The following is a 17,773-nucleotide window of genomic DNA, read 5'->3' as shown; positions in this document are numbered from 1 at the left end:
AGGCAAGTTAATCAACTCAATAGGTCGTTAAAGAGACAACTATGGCGCGACAAACTAAAAAAACTGGACCAAAAAAGCAAAAACGGAATGTCCCCAACGGGGTAGCTTACATTCAGTCTACGTTCAACAACACAATTGTTAGTATTACGGATCAAAATGGGGAAGTAATATCTTGGGCTTCCGCCGGGTCTACAGGATTTAAGGGAGCGAAAAAAGGAACTCCCTTTGCAGCCCAAACAGCGGCTGAAAGTGCTGGCCGTCGAGCGTCCGACCAAGGTATGCGCCAAATTGAAGTAATGGTCAGCGGTCCTGGATCAGGTCGAGAAACAGCAATTAGGGCATTGCAGGGAGCGGGACTAGAAATTACTCTCATTCGTGATGTCACCCCAATTCCTCACAATGGTTGTCGTCCCCCCAAACGTCGTAGGGTGTAAAAAAGCCTGGTGGCGTGCGCCCAAACTAAAGCCGTAACAGGTTTTGAAAAATGAGAAGTTACATCCCCGATACTTTTCATTTTTCATTGGTAATGGGTTAGGTCTAATTTTTGGGGTAAGAGTCGAACGGAGGTCAATCGGTGGCGCAGTTTAAGATTGAGTGTATTGAATCCAATATAAGCACTGACCGTAGTCAGTATGGCAAATTTGTCCTGGGACCGTTAGATCGTGGCCAGGGAATAACCGTTGGAAATGCACTAAGGCGGGTGCTGCTGTCAAATTTAGAAGGGACTGCCATTACAGCGGTCCGAATTGCTGGCGTTAACCACGAATTTGCAACGATTGAAGGGGTTCGGGAAGATGTCCTAGAGATCATGCTGAATTTGAAAGAAGCAGTTCTCAAAAGCCATACCTATCAGAAGCAAATTGGCCGTCTCTTGGTGCAAGGTCCAGCAACCGTAACAGTCGGCCATTTTGATTTACCCTCGGAAGTGGAGGTGGTCAATAAAAATCAATATATTGCTACCTTATCCCCGGGGGCAACTCTGGAGATGGAATGTCAGATTGAAAAGGGGACAGGGTATCGAGCGGTTGATAGACATCGGGATGATTCTGCGGCTTTGGATTTTCTCCAAATTGATGCAATTTTCATGCCGGTACGGAAGGTAAACTACACTGTAGAAGATGCCCGCGATGGTGGATCTTTGGAGAAAGATCGGCTGACGTTGGAAATCTGGACGAGTGGCAGTTTGACTCCCCAAGAAGCGATCAGTCAAGCGGCTGCGATTTTGGTGGATCTATTCGGTGCCCTGAAAGATATCAACCTAGAATCAATTACGAGCGATCAAAGGGATGATATCGATCCTACCAGCCAGATCCCGATTGAGGAGCTACAACTTTCGGTTAGGGCTTATAACTGCCTAAAACGAGCGCAAATCAACTCGGTGGCGGACTTACGAGATTATACAGAGGAAGATCTCCTAGAGATCAAAAATTTCGGTCAAAAGTCTGCTGAAGAGGTGATCGAAGCTCTCCAAAACCGCCTAGGAATTACTTTACCTAAGGAGCGAGCAGCTAAATCTTGAGTAGGTGAGTGCCATAGAAGGTCACGGCTCGAAATGAGTTGTGAGTGCCTGTTTATGGCTGGTTTCGGAACTAAATCTAAGTAACTTATCTAAATAATTTGTCATGCGTCATCGTTGTCGTATTCATCAACTTGGTAAACCTGCGGACCAGCGAAAAGCCCTTTTGCGATCGCTGACTACCGAACTCATCCGTCATGGTCGTGTAACTACGACGAAAGCACGAGCTAAAGCTGTGCGCTCTGAAGTAGAACGGATGATTACTCTAGCTAAAGATGGAACACTCGCCTCTCGTCGCCAAGCGATGGGCTATATCTATGACAAACAACTGGTTCATGCGTTGTTTGAAGGAGCAGCCCAGCGCTATGGCTCCCGTAAAGGGGGATATACTCGCATTGTGCGAACGGTTCCTCGCCGGGGAGATAACTCGGAAATGGCAATCATTGAGCTGGTTTAAGGCGATTGTCAGGGAGCCGGTGACTCAAGCTGAACTCAAGGGAAGGCGGATTGTCAATGACTGATAAACAGCGCATTGCTCTGATTATCCAATACGATGGAACCCACTTCCACGGATGGCAACGGCAACCCAATCAGCGCACGGTTCAGGAGGACATAGAAACAGCTATTGGCAAGGTTTTAAAGCAGGAGCGAGTCCCCCTCCATGCAGCAGGTCGCACGGACTCTGGAGTTCATGCAGCAGCCCAGGTGGCTCATTTTGATGCCCCAGCCCATATTCCTGCCTATCGGTGGGCAACCATTCTCAATAGCCGATTGCCAGCGGATGTCCTGATTAGGGCATCGGCTCCGGTAGCGAAGGATTGGCACGCCAGGTTTGACGCTCAATGGCGACGCTATCGCTATAGCCTTTACACGGATGCTCGACCTAACTTGTTTATCCGTCGGTTTACCTGGCACTACTATCATCAGCGGTTGGATGAAAGCCTAATGTTGGCAGCTCTCAAACCATTACTGGGCTATCACCATTTATCAGCATTCCAACGAGCTGGTTCTAGTCGCCCCCATGCTTGGGTGGATGTCCAGGATGTGCAATGTTGGCGGAGCGAAGCATTTATTCATATTGAAGTTCAAGCGAGCGGATTTCTGTATGGAATGATGCGATTACTGGTGGGGCTGCTGGTACAGGTGGGGGCGGGGGAGCGATCGCTAGAAAACTTCCAAGATATCTGGGTCAACGAACGTCGGGAAATTGTCAAATCGGCAGCCCCTCCCCAGGGGTTGTGCCTACTACGGGTAGGCTATCCGAATTTCCCCTTTACTCCTGATATCTGGTTCGATACTTTTCCTAAATTTATCCTAGGAAAAACTGAACCACAATCACCATTAACTTAGGAGAACTGCAAGATCATGATGACTAAAACCTATCTGCCGCCGGTTGACTCCATTGAACGAAAATGGTACGTCATTGACGCGGCGGATCAAAGACTGGGCCGCCTGGCTACAGAAATTGCTCAAATCATTCGTGGCAAAAATAAACCCACTTACACCCCCCACATGGATACAGGGGATTTTGTAATCGTGGTTAACGCTGACAAAGTGGCAGTAACTGGCAAAAAAGGGGAGCAAAAAATCTATCGTCGCCACTCGGGTAGACCGGGAGGGATGAAGACAGAGACTTTTGATCAACTGCAAAACCGAGTCCCGGAACGAATTATTGAGAAAGCAGTTAAGGGAATGCTCCCCAAAAATGCTTTGGGCCGCCAACTATTTACGAAGCTAAAAGTTTATTCTGGTCCGACTCATCCCCATCAGGCTCAAGATCCTGAAGTGCTGAAAATTGACACAATTCCCACAGGAGGTAAATAATGCAGGCTATAGATACAGGTAAGGCAGTTTACTGGGGTACAGGTCGCCGGAAATCAGCGATCGCTCGTGTGCGTTTAGTTCCGGGCAGTGGCCAGGTAATTATTAATGGTCGCGAGGGCGAATCGTATCTGCAATTTAACACGAGCTATCTTTCAGCTACTAAAGCACCCCTAGAAACTTTAGGGCTAGAAAATGATTACGATGTTCTGGTAAATGTCCAAGGTGGGGGTCTCACAGGTCAAGCGGAGTCCATCCGCTTAGGTGTGGCTCGTGCTTTATGCGAGTTAAGTCCTGATAATCGCCAACCACTGAAAGCAGAAGGCTATTTAACCCGTGACCCTCGCGCTAAAGAGCGGAAAAAATACGGCTTGCGGAAAGCTCGCAAGGCTCCCCAATACTCGAAACGCTAGAGAGTTTTGGCTATCAATCCAGACTCAAGCGCGATCGTGTAAACTATCCTAGACAGGGGGTGGTAATATTGCCCATCCCCAGGTGGGTGCAGAATCTCAATTTATTAGGTTTTGTGACTCAGCCTGTCGCGAGCCAATTATGGCTATAATAGAAAGAAAGTAAAATTTGTTGATTTTGACTTGGTAGCTTAAACCATGCCTAAACCTGATATTCATCCCGAATGGTATCCAGAAGCTGAAGTAATCTGTAACGGCGAAGTCGTTATGAAAGTTGGTTGCACACAGCCATCACTGCACGTTGATATCTGGTCTGGAATCCACCCATTCTATACTGGAACTCAAAAGATTATTGACACAGAAGGACGAGTTGAACGCTTCCTGCGTAAGTATGGCATGATTGATGAGAGTCAAGCCACAGGAACGGAAGCGGATCAATCGAAAAAATAGCCGGGTTGTCGATTGTTTGTCGTCTGTTGTCCGTAGCGTCTGACTACTGGCAACCGACCGATTTTTGGTTTCCGGTTTATCCCTAATATTTAGCAGTGTAAAATAAGTTGTAAACCACCATTAAGTAAGGGTTAATGATGGTGATGGAGGTAATGCCAACGCCTAATTATCGAATATTTAATGATGTAAATCACCCACATTTACCGATAATTTTGATGGTAAAAAGCTGCAAAATTCCGATATTTAAGATATCTTTATACCCGGGGTTCAAGACGGAGACAAAGACAATTTAAGCTAAATTATGCTTCGACAACCGACTACTAACAAGAGGCAACCGAACCGCCATGGCAGAAACTTATTTACTAGATAAACTCAAATCCGTTGAGCAAACCTTTCAGGAGTTAACTTTACGATTAGCAGATCCTGAAATTGCGACAGATCCTGATGAATTTCAACGGGTAGCCAAAACTCGGTCTTCCCTGGAAGATGTGGTTAATGCCTATCAAGATTGGAAAACAACTCAGACGGAGTTAGCCGGGGCCAAACAAATCCTCCGAGAGACGGGGAATGATCCTGAACTCAAGGAAATGAAAGAAATGGCAGCTTTGGAGGTAGAAGAACTAACCACGAAGTTGCAAGAGTTGGAAACACGCCTGAAAATTCTCCTGCTACCCCAAGATCCTAATGATGATAAAAATATCATGTTAGAGATTAGGGCAGGTACTGGCGGCGATGAAGCGAGTATTTGGGCGGGGGATTTGGTGCGGATGTATTCCCGCTATGCTGAAACTAAAGGTTGGCGGGTAAGGCTACTGAGTGAGTCCCTGGCTGATATGGGGGGATTTAAAGAGGCGATTCTGGAAATTCAAGGCGCGCGCGTTTATAGTCAGCTTAAATTTGAAGCGGGAGTTCATCGAGTCCAACGAGTTCCTGTAACGGAAGCAGGTGGGAGGGTTCATACTTCCACAGCAACGGTGGCAATTATGCCAGAAGTTGATGATGTGGAAGTGCAAATAGACCCGAAAGATATTGAGATGACTACGGCTAGATCCGGAGGTGCAGGTGGTCAGAACGTAAACAAGGTGGAAACGGCAGTTGATTTGTTCCACAAACCGACGGGTATTCGGGTATTCTGTACGGAAGAACGCAGTCAGCTAAAAAACCGGGAACGGGCTATGCAGATTTTGCGGGCTAAGTTATACGAAGCTAAACTGCGGGAACAACAGGATGCTGTGACTTCCATGCGGCGATCGCAGGTGGGGACAGGTTCAAGGTCGGAAAAAATCCGCACCTATAACTATAAGGATAATCGGGTGACAGACCATCGTCTGGGTCATAATTTCTCGTTAGCCCCAGTATTAGAAGGGGGAATAGGAGATTTGATCCAAGCGTGTATCATTCAAGATCAACAGGAACGATTGGCACAATTAGCAGAATCAACTGCTCCTGCATCTGTATAATAATGGCGATCGCTATTTTATGATTGGGGAAAGAAACCGGGTTGATGTGAGAGTTTTTCGTTTCTGATCAAAGATTTAACCAAGAAACCCGGTTTCTAGTTGGGGGGTTCTGCGATCGTGTTACGGGAAGCAGAGTTGAGTGGAAAAACAGCACCATTACTTCCGAGATAGCAAACAGTGCAGTCTGATGTTGAGAAATGGCTAAAAATAAACTCAAACTGATGGTAGTTGATGACGAACCCGATAACCTCGATTTGCTGTATCGGATATTTCGCCGCGAATTTCAGGTGTTTCGAGTAGATAGCCCAACGGCGGCTTTACAATTACTGGAAACTGAAGGGGAAATGGCGATCATAATTTCCGATCAGAGTATGCCAGAAATGACCGGACTTGAGTTCCTCAGTAAAACTGTGGCCCGTTTTCCCGACACAATTCGGATTTTGCTGAGTGGATACTCCCCAGAAACCCTAGAAGCATCCGGCGAAAATTTAGAGGCGGCGCAATTGTTTCAGTGTATTACTAAACCGTGGGACCCCACAGTGTTTGAGGCTACCATTAAAGATGCTAAAGCAGTTTACCAGCAGCGACAAGGTGCAGAAAATCCATAAACAACCAAGGCCTAATTTGATCACGTTTAGCCATGACTCCAGAAATGGTTGATTTTTGTTAAGATCCAATGCGGGTATGTAATTTTTGGCTTTGATGACAGTGTAGGGGGGTGATGCCATATCTTTCCAGGAAATGGATCTACGGTCGAACCTATCCTTACACGATTTCCTGACCCCACCCTTGAACATATTTTCGTCCTAGGAGACTGTTGATGCTGCGACTAGAACATATTAGCAAAATCTATCCCACAGGTACTATTCTTAAAGATATTAACTGGGAAGTTAAACCGGGCGATCGCATTGGTTTAGTGGGGGTAAATGGGGCGGGAAAGTCTACCCAACTTAAAATTATAGCCGGAGAAGTTGAACCCACATCCGGGGAAGTTATTAAGCCATCAAGTCTACATATCGCCTATTTAACCCAGGAATTTGAAGTTGATCCGGCGCGCACCGTCCGAGAGGAGTTTTGGAGGGTTTTTAATGAGGCTAACGCTACCCATGCAGCTTATGGTGAAGTTCAGCGAGAAATGGAAACGGCTGATCCGGATCGCCTGGATGAATTAATCCATAAATTGGATAAACTCCAACGGAAATTTGAATCCCTTGATGGCTACGGCTTAGAAGCTAAAATTGAGAAGATTTTACCAGAAATGGGGTTTGACTCGGAAGATGGCGATCGCTTAGTTAGCGCCTTTAGTGGTGGCTGGCAAATGCGTATGAGTTTAGGTAAAATTCTTCTGCAAGAACCAGATTTATTACTACTGGACGAACCGACAAACCACCTCGACCTAGAAACGATAGAATGGCTAGAAATTTACCTGAAGGGTTTAACTACCCCCATGGTAATTGTTTCCCATGACCGCGAGTTTTTAGACCGTCTCTGTACTCAAATTGTCGAAACCGAACGGGGAGTTTCTCGGACTTATTTGGGTAACTATTCCGCCTATTTGCTACAAAAGGCGGAAGCTGAGGCTGCTCAATTAAGCGCCTATGAACGTCAGCAGAAGGAACTCGAAAAACAACAGGAATTTGTCGAAAGATTTAGGGCGAGTGCCACCCGTAGTACCCAAGCAAAAAGCCGCGAAAAACAGTTAGATAAAATTGAGAAAATTGAGGCTCCTACAGCTTCTTTAAAAACGCTGAAATTCCACTTTCCAGAGGCTCCCCGTAGTGGCCGGGATGTGGTTAAAATTCAAGATTTGGTGCATACCTATGATGAGAAAATCCTGTTTTTGGGGGCAGAACTGCTAATTGAAAGAGGCGATCGCGTAGCTTTTTTGGGTCCTAATGGTTGCGGTAAATCTACCTTGCTTCGGATGATTATGGGGCTGGAAACCCCCAGCGAAGGAAGTGTATCTCTAGGAAAACATAATGTGATTCCGGGTTACTTTGAACAAAATCAAGCCGAAGCCTTAGACTTGACCAAAACAGTTATGGAAACTATCCATGATGAAGTTCCCGACTGGAAAAATGAGGAAGTTCGCACCCTCCTCGGTCGGTTTTTATTTAGTGGTGAAACTGTCTTTAAAAAAGTGGGTTCTTTGAGTGGTGGAGAAAAGGCGCGGCTGGCTTTGGCTAAAATGTTGCTCCAACCTGTGAATTTGTTGATTTTGGATGAACCAACTAATCACTTGGATATTCCGGCTAAGGAAATGATGGAATCAGCTTTACAGGAGTATGAGGGAACGGTTCTGCTGGTATCCCATGACCGTTACTTTATTTCTCAGGTGGCCAATAAAATTGTGGAAATTCGTGATGGTGAGTTTCGGGTTTATCTGGGAGATTATCACTATTATTTGGACAAGTTGGCTGAGGAAAAAGAACAGGAACGACAAGCTAAGTTAGCAGCCGAAAAAGCCGCGAAAAAAGCAGCTAAGGCGGCTAAGGCGGCTCAGAAAAAGGCAGCGGCTAAGGGTAGATAGTTTTATAAATCTGTAATTCCCCCTAGACCAATTTAGGGGGATATCAAACTCGGCTTTCGGGTGTTTATTAATTGGGTGGGGTTGAAATTATGCGATCGCTCTGTCAGGTTTCCTCGCTTGAGTACAACTGAGGTTAAGTTATGTTAAATTGGGTCTGTTGTAGTGATTTTTACCTATGGTGGCGATCGCATTGGCATCCTACACTTCTTTTAGACTCCAAGGGGGTGCAACTAAACTGCTAATTTTGTCAGCAACCATTAGTGTGTCGTAACTATCGCCATCAATTGTAAACAAAATTCCATCCACCAGCAGCCTAGGCGAATAGTCCCGCAGTAATTGAAACAAACAGGGTGAAACTTTATGAATTTCCAGTTTCAGTGTTTTCATGTCGTTGCCTCACTTGATAGTTTAATGAGCCATTAACACCTATTATAATTGATCCCTATGGTTTTGGGGGATTCTTGGGAAAGTATTAGTAATACTCAATTCGGCTATCTAAATCAGCCAATAAATTAATCATATAATCACCTCAAACCACAGTTTTCATGGTATAATAGCGTTTTCGCCTCATCAGCTATTTACTATTTCAGGCAACTGTGAAAAAAGCGTGAAAAGCGACATAATTTAATATTACGCTTCCCTGGTGGACCTGGTATTGATCAGATACAACTGTGCTGGAATTGGTAAAAGAGCGATCGTAAAGGGAACTAAACTGGGTAAACTATAGGTATTCGGAGAAGTTGGGTGCGTTACACCACCACTCATGGATCAACTCTTAAATAGGGAATTCAGGGTAGAGGTAGGTAGCGCACCATTTTTATTAAACTAGACCCCTCGTGTCATGAATACTGTCTTACTGGTTGAAGACTCCCTCACCCAAAGGGAATGTCTCTCCTACCAACTAACCTGGAGTGGTTTGGAAGTCATACCCGCCTCTGATGGCTTGGAGGCTTTAGATAAGTTACAGCAGGTGTGTCCAGATGTGATTTTGTTGGACGTGGTGATGCCTAAGCTGGACGGCTACAAAACCTGTCGTTTGATTAAATCCAACCCTGACACTCAAAATATCCCCGTTATATTTTTAACCGGAAAAGAACAAAATCTAGCCGTGTATGAAGGCATTAAACACGCCGAAGCCTATGTCAGTAAACCCTGGCGACCTAAAGAACTTTTGCAGACGATTAAATGGGTGACAGTTGCTGCTAAATCTCAACCCACAGTTAATTCTGCTCAAGCCTGGTTCAACTATTTTTTCTTAATTGTCAAGATTATTGATGTCTGTTTTATCTCTAAAGGTAAACCAGATAAGTATGCACTCCAAATAGTTAAACTTTATCAGTCGGCAATTCAAGCCCTTGAACATACCCTAACATTCAATCCTAATTATCCTCAAGCGCGTCAATATTATCGGATAATTAATCATAGATATAAACTTTTTACTAAAGAATTGCAGGCAAATCATTCCTGCCAAATATGTCACTATTTTTATGGGCAGGATGGCATCAATTGTGCAGTGCATCCTCAAGGATCAAAATCTGATAGGTGTCCTGATTGGGAATTGTAGGGGCGTAAAATTTACCAGGATTAAATTGAAAAATCCCCAAACTTAGCCCCACCAACTTTACATATTTTCTGGCAGTTGTATTAGTTCACTCATCGCTTTTTCGAGTTCGCTCATGAGAGACCTTTTATCTGTGGCTATTCTAGCATAACAATCCGGCGGTGCCAACTCCGGCTGGAAATAAATTAACTTAATCCGATTTGGACTAATGCAAATCATCAAAACTTCTATCTCTGGTTTATATCCGTCGATAATTCCCAGGATTTCCTGTAATTTATTATCCGCATTTTGGTTAAGGAGTTCAATGGCTGATTTCGGACAAAAAACAAAGTGAGGAGTTGGCTTGAGGTCAATACCTAAAGTTCCCTGTTCGCTTTCCCCTTCTAGGTGAACTCCCCAAGCTAAGGCGGCTAGTTGCGGATGGTGATTTTCCACAAAGTGATCGAGTTGTTTTTGCCAGCCATTTTGATCTACAGGGGTGGGGGTAATATTCATGGGACTAGAATTCCATTAATTTCTCAATCCATTGTATATTTATTCGTCCTAGGAGGGTATCCTAAGTTTTAGGGAATTGATGGTCACGCTTACATTTACAGTTACGCGGTTGCCCCAAATATTGATACTCCGCTTAGATGCTTGAGTATTTAACATAAAAAACCATAACTCATTCCCATTTCTATAACTCAACCGGAAAATTACGCCCACTAATTGTCCGGATCTATAGAGTGCAAGTTGAAAACGGAATTCAGCGCGATCGCTATTCTGTTTAGCTATTTAAACTTACCCATTTTGCACCCATGAGTTTTACTGCCTTTGAATTTGAAGACGTTAATTTTAATCCGGATCTTCAGTCAGATACTACCGGAATTTCTCCTGATCCGATTTCCACAGCAACTGGTATTCAGGCGCAAAATTCTATAACTGTCTTAACTAATGGTCAAATTTCATCAGAACCCACTGATAACTCGGATTTTATCCTAGGTACAGAATTCGATGATATCATCTTTGCTTTAGGGGGAGATGATACGGTTTATGGTTTAGATGGCGATGATATTATTACCGGAAATCAAGGCAATGATTTCTTACATGGAAATCAGGGTAATGATACCCTCTATGGCGGTCAGGGGGATGATACCCTTAGAGGTGGTAAAGGCAATGATCTGCTATTTGGTGATCTGGGTGATGACCTCTTATTTGGCGATCGCGACAATGATACATTATTTGGAAATCAAGGTAATGATACCCTCTATGGCGGTCAAGGGGATGATCTCCTCTACGGTGGTAAAGGGGATGACTTATTATTTGGCGATCGCGGAAATGATACACTAATTGGCGATCAGGGTTCTGATACTCTCACAGGTGGAGAAGGAAATAACTGGTTTTATCTGGGTTTGAATACGGGAGGATTTACCCCTGACCGCAGCAATTTTATTATGGATTTTGATATTAATAAAGACTCTATTGGTTTATTAGATAATCTTACTTTTGCATCTTTAAATATTTATCAAGGTGCCGGTATATATGCGACCGATACAATTATTCAAGACCGCGCTACTAATGAGTTTTTGGCGATTATTAAAAATGTAAATAGCGATGGTTTCAAGGCTACCATCTTCCCTTCAGATGAACCTACACCGACACCGGAACCCACACCAGAATCGACAGTTTTACCAACTCCTGAACCGACTCCTGAGCCGACTCCTGAACCCGAACCAACTCCTGAACCAGAACCGGAGCCGGAACCTGAACCGACTCCTGAACCGGAGCCGGAACCTGAACCTACTCCTGAACCTACTCCCGAACCAGAACCGGAGCTGGAGCCAGAACCAGAGCCGGAACCCGAACCCGAACCGACTCCTGAACCGGAGCCGGAACCTGAACCCGAACCAGAACCGGAGCCGGAACCTGAACCAACTCCTGAACCCGAACCCGAACCGACTCCTGAACCGGAGCCGGAACCTGAACCCGAACCATTACCGGAACCTGAACCCGAACCATTACCGGAGCCGGAACCGACTCCTGAACCGGAACCAACTCCAGAACCCGAACCCGAACCGACTCCTGAACCAACTCCAGAACCGGAACCAACTCCAGAACCGGAACCGGAACCCGAACCCGAACCGACTCCTGAACCAACTCCCGAACCAGAACCGGAGCTGGAGCCAGAACCAGAGCCGGAACCCGAACCCGAACCGACTCCTGAACCGGAGCCGGAACCGGAGCCTGAACCAGAACCGGAACCCGAACTTGCAGTTGTAGGGTTTACTATGGAGGAAATAGAAGTTGTTGAAAGTGACGGTAATATTATAATTACAGTCGAAAGAACAGGAGACACAAGTAGTACAGTAACTGTAGATTATGCGACAGTAGATGATACAGCGATCGCCGGAGAAGATTACATCGCTAGTAGCGGAACCCTAATTTTTTCTCCAGGTGAAACCATCCAAAATATTGACATCCAGATTATCGACGATAATCAAGTAGAAGATACGGAACAATTTAGGATTGTGCTGAGTAATCCTACTGGTGGTTTAACTTTAGGCGATCGCGATTCAATAACCGTGAGTATTATTGATGACGATGTAGAGCCGTCAGTTATCGAATTTAGTGATGCCGTTTTCAGTGTTAATGAAGATGGTACACCTATCTCCGAAATTACGGTAATACGAACTGGTGAAAGTATTGGCGAAATTAGTGTTGATGTCATCCCAACTGATGGAACAGCTACCGCTGGGGAAGACTATATTAATAGTCCCATTACCATCACTTTTGCGGATGGAGATACCACACCGAAAACGGTCACCATTCCTATTATTGATGATGACATCTTTGAACCAACAGAAACCGTGATTCTGAGTCTGAGTAACCTGACAGGAAGTGCGACCTTGGGAACCCAAGAAACCGCTACTCTGTTCATTGTTGATAATGACTCTACCAATAACCTACAACTTGAAAGCGCAACCTATCTAGGAACACCTGGAAATGATAGTGCTAATGCGGCGGTGATTTCTCCTGTAGATTCGGCTATTATCATTGCTGGAAACTTTGACGGTGTGGGTAAGATTAAACGCTTGGAGGATGGAAATACAGAACCTTTATCAATTACCAACTTAGGAGGAAATGTCCGACATCTTGATGTAGACCGAGACAGTGGAGAAATCGTGGCTGTGGGTGATTTTGGCATTCGGGTTTATGATAGTACGGCGGCAAATATCTTGTGGTCAGACACGGGAATTTTTGACCGAGTTTCTATTGCTAACAATGGTACTATTGCTACCCTAACTAATAGTAGCGATACCGTGACTCTGTGGAGTTCGACAGGAACCCAACTGGCTACTACTACCCTGACAGGAACTGATATCCGTCCCGCAGATATTGCTATTGACCCCAATGGCGATCGCATTTTTGTCACCGGATTTAATCAAGTCACTAGCAACTTACAAACCCCATTTTTACGCGCCTTTGATACCGGATTAAATCAACTCTGGAATACCTGGGATTATAGCGCCTCTCAAATCACCGGACAGAATTTAGGTGCTGATACCCGTGGAGAACGAATTACCTTTGGACAAGATGGCGGACTCTATTTCCTCGGAAAAACCGATGGCGGAAATAACGTCTTTCAAAGGGATGGTCAAGACATCACCCAAAACCTATCAACTATGGTGAATGTTGATCAATTTAATAGCTTTTCTGGCGCGGGTGCTGGTTCCTTTACTTTTCATGCTAAAATAGATCCCAATAACGGAGATATCGAACGCGGTCAATTTATTGTTACCCGCACTGCCACTGGTGCTAATAGTTTTAACCCCAGCTCTATTACCGCTGATGAATTTGGACAGGTCTATATTGGTGGTTCTTCCGCATTCCAACTCCAAAATCGCGGTGATAAAACTATTAACGGTCAACCAGTAGGAAACTACACCTTGGGAGAAATGGCGGTTTTGGGACTTTCTCCAGATTATACAATCAGGAGATTCTGGAATCCACTAACCCAACCTGGTGACAATGGCTCAAGAGGAACTGTTAATGCTTTTACGGTTCGCAATGGTCAAGCCGTGATTTTTGGCACAGTTACTCAACCTGAGGTTTTCACGACTCCCACAGCTATTAACCCTAATGCTTTGGGTGGAAATGATACCTACTTAGCTACCTGGAGGGTTTAGTATAGAGTAGGTAAAATTGGGGGGAAATGAGGTGATGTCAGCACTATTAATTAATGTCTGACACCCTCATGATTTCACCCGAATTTGATTGAAGTAACAGACAGATAAAGCCTTAAATGAGAGGTAAATTTAGCTGGTATAAACCAGGTTTTGGTCTGGCTAAACTAGCCCATCAGTTTTGCCGATGAGATGTTGACAAATTACCTAAAATGTGATATATAGGGTTTGTGCTTGTGTGAGCATAAGTTGATTGAAAAAGCGATCGCATCTCATAGTCAACAATTCCCCCATAGCTTAGGCTTGATATGGGGGGGTTGATCATCTCCCAGAGGGATATGGTTAGTAAAATTATTAATTAATTTCCCGGTTGTCCCTTGCCTTTGGAGAATCGAGTTATAATCGAGTTGAGGCTGTAGAGTTTTGACTATCTAAAGAGTGATGGAAGATAAACTACTACGGGGATTAAAAGTACGGTTAGCGGCAATTTTCTGATAATATTCACGCTCGCGCGCAGTAAGTTCATCAGGTGGCACCACCAATAACTTGACAAACTGATCACCACGTCCGCCGCCCTTTGGTTTCGGCCAACCTTTCCCCCTCAGTCGGAGAGACTGTCCAGACCGAAGCCCAGGGGGAATATTCATTTTGACCATACCATCAGGAGTAGGAACCTGAATAGAGGCTCCCAAAACCAACTCATCGGGAGTTATGGGAATTTCGCAGATCAGATTATCGCCATCCAACTTAAAAAAATTGTGGGGTTGAATATCGACAATCAAATATAAATCTCCCCGTTGCTGGGTATAGGGATCAACCTGTCCTTGTCCCCGTATTCTAATCTTACTTCCCGGCTTCACCCCTGGCGGAATGGAAACCTCACCACCAGCCATACGGCGCTGAGTACCGTGGAAGGCTTCACTAAGAGTCAATGTCACCTTAGTCTCAAGATTAGAACCACCCGGAGAGGAAGAGGAAGAAGTAAAATCCTCAAATCCACCATAACCGGGTGATTTGGACTGATTGGTGCGATAGGAATAGCGACTACCAGCGCCCCCAGGACTTCCCGCCGCGCGTCCTAATAGACTATTGATAAACTCATCAAAACTAGCAAACTGGCTAAAATCAAACCCACTGACATCAGGATTATTAGCACTATTAGTAGTTCCCGACCAACCGGAGTTTCCGGCTTGATGCCAATATTGACCAAAGCGATCGTACTTTTGGCGTTTTTCGGGGTCAGAGAGTACCTCATAAGCCTCATTAACCTCCTTAAAGCGGGTCTCCGCAGCCTTATTACCGGGATTCATATCTGGGTGATATTTACGAGCCAATCGGCGATAGGCTTTTTTAATCTCATCGGCGCTAGAATTTTTAGTTAAGCCGAGAACCGAATAGTAATCTTTATAATCTGTCGTCGGCATTATCTAGTCTCCTACTGTTCTCATTTTGTGCTTTTGGGTGCGTCCGCACAATAACTTGGGTCTGAAAATTCACTCTAATTCGATCCAGCCTAGCAGAGGATGCTAGGAAAAGCAGCATATTTATATATTTTGAATCTCAAGGAGGCGATCGAACCCATCACTAAGAGTAGGAGGCGCGTCAGTAAGTTGGCGATACATTTGGAGAATCACCCCTTCAGGAACTTGACGCGATCGCCTTTCATTGCGTGCTAGACAGACCTCCAGGGGAGTATTAACCCATAATCCGACCACGGACTGAAAACCAAAACCACGGACCTGAGCAATTAAATCTCGGCGGCGACGGCGTTGAACATTAGTTGCATCATAAATAACATCAACCATATCAGCAACGGCCTGTTGAAGTTCCCCGCGAACCTGAGCCCAGATTGACAACCAAGGTCCTTGAATACTCTCATCACCAAATAAGCGTTGGCGAATTCTATCAGTGGAGACCCAGCGCTGAAAGTGCGACCCTTGAGATAACCTTTCAGCAATAAAGGACTTCCCACTAGCAGGAAGCCCTATAATCAAGACAATTTTAGACATGGACTAGGGCAGATTGTTTATATGATAGGAAGGTTAAAATAGCCTCCTTTCCCTTAGTCAACCATAGAACTACCCAAAAGGTAAACCTAAATAATTGTCCCATCTGGAATCACGGCATTTTTCAAAATTACGGTTATTCCACCGCGAATGTAGAAGCCATCCTCTTCCCGTTCTGCTTCCTGAACATGGTCCTTGTTGATAATCTGGACATGGCGACCAATGCGAGCATTTTTATCGACAATAGCCCGGCGGATAGTAGTGTTGTTACCGATACCGATAGGAACGCTACCTTTTTCTAAACCATATTGACGTTCAGCAAAAGGTTGATAGAAATCTGACCCCATTAACATGGTGTCTTCAACGAGACTACCGGACTCGACACGAGAGCGCAACCCCAGCACAGAATGATCAATGCGACATTCCTTGAGAATGCAACCCTCAGCAATAATAGATTCAGTGATCTGACAGTCCAGCATCTTGGATGGTGGTAAGTAGCGGGAACGGGTATAAATAGGAGCGTTCTCGTCGTAGAAACTAAAAGCAGGTTGTGGCTGTTGAGTCAAAGCCAAGTTAGCTTCAAAAAAGGCCTCAATAGTTCCGATATCTTCCCAGTAATCGTTAAACAGATAGGCTTGAACATTATGATCCTTAGCGGCACCAGGAATCACTTCCTTACCAAAATCGGTTTGATCTGGGGCATCCTTGAGTAGTTTAAATAAAACATCCTTTTTAAAAACGTAGATGCCCATAGAAGCGATGTAAGGCGACTCGGCAGCCTCTTCGGGGGATAACCCCAAACTGCTGGTATCCACTGCCATTTGTTTTAGGGCTTCTCCCTTGGGTTTTTCGCTGAAATCGATAATCCGACCAGTGCTTTCGTCAATCTTCATCAAACCGAAAGCAGAAGCCCGTTTTTCGTCTACGGGTAAAACTGATAGGGTGATGTCTGCCCCTGTGTCGATATGACGTTGGACAAAATCCCGATAGTCCATGCGGTACAGGTGGTCACCGGACAGAATTAGGAAATGTTCAACATCCCATTCTTCCATGAGCCATAGATATTGGCGCACTGCATCAGCAGTTCCCTGAAACCATTGGGGGTTAGTCACACTGGTTTGTTGTGCGGCGAGGACTTCCGCAAAGCCATCTGTAAAGCCAGAAAAGTTGTAGGTTCGGGCAATATGACGGTTAAGGGATGCTGAGTTAAACTGGGTCAGGATATAGATTTTCAGAATTTCTGAGTTTATACAGTTACTGATCGGAATATCGATCAAACGGTACTTACCGGCTAAAGGAACAGCGGGTTTGGCTCGCATTTTGGTTAGGGGGTACAAACGGGTGCCCGCACCGCCACCTAGAATTACTGCTAATACTTGTTTCACTTCAATTACCTGATACATTTACGCGACATTTTTCCGGTTGTTCCCGGACAATGCGACGATAGCACTATTACCCGTTAAGGTAACAGAGGCGGTATCCCGCAAAGCTTTTAGAAAGATTCCAAAAGCACCGTTCCAGTCCCGTGGTAGAGTGAACCCGCACTCAGGACATCGGAACACTTTTGAGCCACCTAGCTGGGAATGGACATGACCACAGTGAGTACAGGTTTTGCTGGTGTATTCTTCGGTCACATCTACAACTGTTCAGTTATTTCCGCGCTTATGTCTCAGGGTTAGTTTGAATCGATAATGCGCCCATGTCAGCATGGCTCGGGCAGTCTTAGACCTGATTAGACGCTTCACCTTGGCAACCATATTGGAAGTCTCGAAGGTGGGCCAAAAAATCCGGCTGTGTTATGGGATGGCCAGGGATGCGACCCAATCAAGCAAGGGGTTGAAGTCCTCACCGGGTAG

At 45.1% G+C, this 17,773-nt stretch carries 18 protein-coding genes and 2 pseudogenes; 13 read left to right on the top strand and 7 right to left on the bottom strand.

Annotated features, from left to right (window positions below; all coding sequences use genetic code 11):
- The first annotated feature begins 41 nt into the window (after positions 1–41).
- The 10 genes from rpsK to HFV01_RS21835 all read left to right on the top strand — a co-directional run bounded on the left by rpsK (position 42) and on the right by HFV01_RS21835 (position 8,187).
- Entirely contained in the window at positions 42–434 is a 393-nt protein-coding gene (gene rpsK, locus HFV01_RS21880; RefSeq protein ID WP_006618077.1) for a 30S ribosomal protein S11, read from the top strand.
- Positions 435–574: 140 nt separating this feature from the next.
- The gene (locus HFV01_RS21875) at positions 575–1,519 is read left to right on the top strand and encodes a DNA-directed RNA polymerase subunit alpha (RefSeq protein WP_006621323.1); all 945 of its coding nucleotides are present in this window, start codon (positions 575–577) and stop codon (positions 1,517–1,519) included.
- Between the two features lie 103 nt (positions 1,520–1,622).
- On the top strand, positions 1,623–1,973 hold the full coding sequence (rplQ, locus tag HFV01_RS21870; protein WP_006621322.1) for a 50S ribosomal protein L17: 351 nt from the start codon (positions 1,623–1,625) through the stop codon (positions 1,971–1,973).
- Between the two features lie 56 nt (positions 1,974–2,029).
- Entirely contained in the window at positions 2,030–2,866 is an 837-nt protein-coding gene (truA, locus tag HFV01_RS21865; protein WP_006621321.1) for a tRNA pseudouridine(38-40) synthase TruA, read from the top strand.
- 15 nt (positions 2,867–2,881) lie between these two features.
- A complete protein-coding gene (gene rplM, locus HFV01_RS21860; RefSeq protein WP_006621320.1) occupies positions 2,882–3,340 on the top strand; it encodes a 50S ribosomal protein L13 in 459 nt (152 codons plus the stop codon).
- Complete coding sequence (gene rpsI / locus HFV01_RS21855) at positions 3,340–3,750, top strand: 30S ribosomal protein S9 (protein WP_006621319.1); 411 nt, start codon at positions 3,340–3,342, stop codon at positions 3,748–3,750. The genes rplM and rpsI overlap by 1 nt, the downstream gene beginning before the upstream one ends.
- Before the next feature lie 195 nt (positions 3,751–3,945).
- Positions 3,946–4,197 carry a 50S ribosomal protein L31 gene (gene rpmE / locus HFV01_RS21850; protein WP_006621318.1) on the top strand — a complete coding sequence of 84 codons (252 nt, stop codon included), beginning with the start codon at positions 3,946–3,948 and terminating at the stop codon, positions 4,195–4,197.
- Between the two features lie 344 nt (positions 4,198–4,541).
- Positions 4,542–5,657 carry a peptide chain release factor 1 gene (gene prfA / locus HFV01_RS21845; protein ID WP_006670290.1) on the top strand — a complete coding sequence of 372 codons (1,116 nt, stop codon included), beginning with the start codon at positions 4,542–4,544 and terminating at the stop codon, positions 5,655–5,657.
- A gap of 197 nt (positions 5,658–5,854) precedes the next feature.
- Positions 5,855–6,265 (top strand): response regulator, encoded by a 411-nt coding sequence (locus tag HFV01_RS21840; protein WP_006621316.1) that lies wholly within the window; start codon positions 5,855–5,857, stop codon positions 6,263–6,265.
- Positions 6,266–6,477: 212 nt separating this feature from the next.
- Positions 6,478–8,187 (top strand): ABC-F family ATP-binding cassette domain-containing protein, encoded by a 1,710-nt coding sequence (locus HFV01_RS21835; RefSeq protein ID WP_006621315.1) that lies wholly within the window; start codon positions 6,478–6,480, stop codon positions 8,185–8,187.
- Between the two features lie 198 nt (positions 8,188–8,385).
- Here HFV01_RS21835 and HFV01_RS21830 read toward each other — a convergent pair whose 3' ends face one another.
- Positions 8,386–8,574, bottom strand: coding sequence for a hypothetical protein (locus HFV01_RS21830; RefSeq protein WP_006621314.1), 189 nt, complete (start codon positions 8,572–8,574; stop codon positions 8,386–8,388).
- A 454-nt stretch (positions 8,575–9,028) separates the two neighbouring features.
- On the opposite strand from HFV01_RS21830, the gene HFV01_RS21825 reads away from it, so the two are divergent.
- Entirely contained in the window at positions 9,029–9,751 is a 723-nt protein-coding gene (locus HFV01_RS21825) for a response regulator (protein ID WP_006621313.1), read from the top strand.
- Positions 9,752–9,808: 57 nt separating this feature from the next.
- Here the strand turns inward: HFV01_RS21825 and ccmS are convergent, their stop codons facing one another.
- Complete coding sequence (ccmS, locus tag HFV01_RS21820; RefSeq protein WP_006621311.1) at positions 9,809–10,243, bottom strand: beta-carboxysome assembly chaperone CcmS; 435 nt, start codon at positions 10,241–10,243, stop codon at positions 9,809–9,811.
- Positions 10,244–10,545: 302 nt separating this feature from the next.
- Between ccmS and HFV01_RS32365 the strand changes: the two are divergent.
- Positions 10,546–11,127: pseudogene (locus HFV01_RS32365) on the top strand (calcium-binding protein); the annotation flags it as partial.
- A gap of 161 nt (positions 11,128–11,288) precedes the next feature.
- On the opposite strand, the gene HFV01_RS32360 reads toward HFV01_RS32365, so the two are convergent.
- On the bottom strand, positions 11,289–12,017 hold the full coding sequence (locus HFV01_RS32360; RefSeq protein WP_498366160.1) for a hypothetical protein: 729 nt from the start codon (positions 12,015–12,017) through the stop codon (positions 11,289–11,291).
- Here HFV01_RS32360 and HFV01_RS32355 point away from each other — a divergent pair.
- On the top strand, positions 11,905–13,914 hold the full coding sequence (locus tag HFV01_RS32355; RefSeq protein WP_498366159.1) for a Calx-beta domain-containing protein: 2,010 nt from the start codon (positions 11,905–11,907) through the stop codon (positions 13,912–13,914). The genes HFV01_RS32360 and HFV01_RS32355 overlap by 113 nt on opposite strands.
- A gap of 428 nt (positions 13,915–14,342) precedes the next feature.
- Here the strand turns inward: HFV01_RS32355 and HFV01_RS21810 are convergent, their stop codons facing one another.
- The 4 genes and pseudogenes from HFV01_RS21810 to HFV01_RS21795 all read right to left on the bottom strand — a co-directional run.
- Positions 14,343–15,335 carry a DnaJ C-terminal domain-containing protein gene (locus HFV01_RS21810; protein WP_006621307.1) on the bottom strand — a complete coding sequence of 331 codons (993 nt, stop codon included), beginning with the start codon at positions 15,333–15,335 and terminating at the stop codon, positions 14,343–14,345.
- Positions 15,336–15,455: 120 nt separating this feature from the next.
- On the bottom strand, positions 15,456–15,920 hold the full coding sequence (locus tag HFV01_RS21805) for an AAA family ATPase (protein ID WP_006621304.1): 465 nt from the start codon (positions 15,918–15,920) through the stop codon (positions 15,456–15,458).
- 86 nt (positions 15,921–16,006) lie between these two features.
- The gene (locus tag HFV01_RS21800; RefSeq protein ID WP_035759831.1) at positions 16,007–17,302 is read right to left on the bottom strand and encodes a glucose-1-phosphate adenylyltransferase; all 1,296 of its coding nucleotides are present in this window, start codon (positions 17,300–17,302) and stop codon (positions 16,007–16,009) included.
- Positions 17,303–17,320: 18 nt separating this feature from the next.
- Positions 17,321–17,713 (bottom strand): annotated as a pseudogene (locus HFV01_RS21795) (zinc ribbon domain-containing protein); the annotation flags it as partial.
- Positions 17,714–17,773: the final 60 nt, after the last annotated feature.

It is taken from the genome of Limnospira fusiformis SAG 85.79, assembly GCF_012516315.1.
Lineage (GTDB): Bacteria > Cyanobacteriota > Cyanobacteriia > Cyanobacteriales > Microcoleaceae > Limnospira > Limnospira fusiformis.
Note: the sequence above shows the minus strand (reverse complement) of the source record. Positions and strands in the feature narration are given on the sequence as shown.

What these genes read in the sequence shown, in the direction of transcription:
- rpsK (WP_006618077.1), top strand. Translation starts at nt 42, where the DNA reads ATGGCGCGACAAACTAAAAAAACTGGACCAAAAAAGCAAAAACGGAAT.
- rplQ (WP_006621322.1), top strand. Translation starts at nt 1,623, where the DNA reads ATGCGTCATCGTTGTCGTATTCATCAACTTGGTAAACCTGCGGACCAG.
- truA (WP_006621321.1), top strand. Translation starts at nt 2,030, where the DNA reads ATGACTGATAAACAGCGCATTGCTCTGATTATCCAATACGATGGAACC.
- rplM (WP_006621320.1), top strand. Translation starts at nt 2,882, where the DNA reads ATGATGACTAAAACCTATCTGCCGCCGGTTGACTCCATTGAACGAAAA.
- rpsI (WP_006621319.1), top strand. Translation starts at nt 3,340, where the DNA reads ATGCAGGCTATAGATACAGGTAAGGCAGTTTACTGGGGTACAGGTCGC.
- rpmE (WP_006621318.1), top strand. Translation starts at nt 3,946, where the DNA reads ATGCCTAAACCTGATATTCATCCCGAATGGTATCCAGAAGCTGAAGTA.
- prfA (WP_006670290.1), top strand. Translation starts at nt 4,542, where the DNA reads ATGGCAGAAACTTATTTACTAGATAAACTCAAATCCGTTGAGCAAACC.
- HFV01_RS21840 (WP_006621316.1), top strand. Translation starts at nt 5,855, where the DNA reads ATGGCTAAAAATAAACTCAAACTGATGGTAGTTGATGACGAACCCGAT.
- HFV01_RS21835 (WP_006621315.1), top strand. Translation starts at nt 6,478, where the DNA reads ATGCTGCGACTAGAACATATTAGCAAAATCTATCCCACAGGTACTATT.
- HFV01_RS21830 (WP_006621314.1), bottom strand. Translation starts at nt 8,574, where the DNA reads ATGAAAACACTGAAACTGGAAATTCATAAAGTTTCACCCTGTTTGTTT.
- HFV01_RS21825 (WP_006621313.1), top strand. Translation starts at nt 9,029, where the DNA reads ATGAATACTGTCTTACTGGTTGAAGACTCCCTCACCCAAAGGGAATGT.
- ccmS (WP_006621311.1), bottom strand. Translation starts at nt 10,243, where the DNA reads ATGAATATTACCCCCACCCCTGTAGATCAAAATGGCTGGCAAAAACAA.
- HFV01_RS21810 (WP_006621307.1), bottom strand. Translation starts at nt 15,335, where the DNA reads ATGCCGACGACAGATTATAAAGATTACTATTCGGTTCTCGGCTTAACT.
- HFV01_RS21805 (WP_006621304.1), bottom strand. Translation starts at nt 15,920, where the DNA reads ATGTCTAAAATTGTCTTGATTATAGGGCTTCCTGCTAGTGGGAAGTCC.